We start from the raw sequence: 1461 nt of genomic DNA on the forward strand, positions 1-1461 counted from the left end.
GCTGGCCGTCGCGGATCACCAGCGCCCGCGGCGCCGCCAGCGCGCGCAGGGCGGCCAGTGCGCGTTCGGTGCGCACTTCCTGCACCACCGTGATCAGGATCGACAGGCCGGCAAAGCTGACCAGCACCAGCGCCTCGCCGCGTTCGCCGAGCAGCAGATAGACGATCCCGCCGGCCAGCAGCAGCGCCAGCATCGGTTCCTTCAGCACATCGATGATGATGCGCGGCAGGCCGCGGGTGCCGGGGCGCGGCAGATCATTGGGGCCATTGGCGGCCAGCCGCGCCGCCGCCTCGGCCGTACTGAGACCGGCGATCATCGTCAGACGAGGCCGTGCGCGCGCAGGGCAGCAGCGAGTGCTGAGGCGAGGCTGATGGTGGCGGCCGGGCCGGGGACGGAATCGCAGGCGATGAGCGGCGTGATGCCGGCGGCGGCCAGCCTGGCCAGATCGTCGGCGCCGGCAAGGCAGTGGGTGACGGCCGCGCCCGCCAGCGTGGCGCCTTCAGCACGCAACTGCCGGGCGCATTCGATCAGCGTGCCGCCGCTGGAGAGCATGTCGTCAACCAGGAAGGCGCTGCGCTGCCCGATGGGGGGCACGGTGATGGTTACGCGGCGATCATCGTGGCGCTGCTTGGTGGCGACACGAAACTCCCGCCCAAGCGGTGCGGCGATGGCGGCGACCCAGGGGCCGGATTCGGCATCGGGGCCGATCAGCACGGTGTCTGCAGGCAGGGTGCCTTGCAGGGATTGTGCAATGGTGGCGGCCGCCGAGATGCTGATGGCGCCGGGCAGCACCCGGGCCAGATCGGCCGTGCGGTGCAGGTGGGGATCGACCGTCAGCACCGCATCGAAGCTGCTGGCCATCAGCCGGCCGATCACCGCCTGCGAGACGGCCTCGCCGGGCGCGAACGATGCGTCCTGCCGCATGTAGGGCAGATAGGGCGCGACCAGCACGAGGCGGGTGGCCCCGCGCCGGCGCAGGGCATCGGCGGCCAGCAGCAGCTGGACGAGCTTTGCATCCGGATCGGCGAGGCTGCGATAGAGGAGGGCGGTCGGCGCGGTTTCGGCTGCCGTCACCCGCTGCTCGCCATCGGGGAAGCGGTGGCTGGCGAGCTGCGCGCACGCGATGCCCAGCGCCGCCGCCAGCCGGTCGGCCGGGGCAGCATCGTCGGCAAAGGCGTGGAGGGTCGCAGTCATGGCAGCACCGTGAAGCCATTGTCCTCGGCGGCCAGCTCGCGGGCATAGGCAAGGCCGGCGGGCGCGGCGGCGTGGATGCGATAGAGCGGCTGGCCGGCGGCAACGCGCGCGCCCACCTTGCAGAACAGGTCGATCCCGGCGCCCTTGTCCATCGGGGCGCCGGCAATGCGCGCGATGCGGGCGGTGCGGTAGCAATCGATGGCGGTGACACGCCCGGCGGTGGCCGCGCAGATATCGTGCACCAGCGGGCCGAGCTCGGCGACCTGC

The 1461-nt window shown here is 72.4% G+C and carries 2 protein-coding genes and 1 pseudogene; all 3 read right to left on the bottom strand.

Annotated elements, in window-relative coordinates:
- Nucleotides 1-316: cation-transporting P-type ATPase (locus GJV64_RS14400; RefSeq protein WP_268920655.1), on the bottom strand; the 316-nt coding region annotated here is incomplete at its 3' end.
- 2 nt (nucleotides 317-318) lie between these two features.
- A complete protein-coding gene (gene prs / locus GJV64_RS14405; protein WP_164158163.1) occupies nucleotides 319-1194 on the bottom strand; it encodes a ribose-phosphate diphosphokinase in 876 nt (291 codons plus the stop codon).
- Nucleotides 1191-1461 (bottom strand): annotated as a pseudogene (locus tag GJV64_RS14410) (thymidine phosphorylase); the annotation flags it as partial. The gene prs and the pseudogene GJV64_RS14410, both read right to left, overlap by 4 nt.

This window comes from Sandarakinorhabdus rubra (assembly GCF_010994245.1).
In the GTDB taxonomy this organism is placed as follows: Bacteria; Pseudomonadota; Alphaproteobacteria; order Sphingomonadales; family Sphingomonadaceae; genus Sandarakinorhabdus; species Sandarakinorhabdus rubra.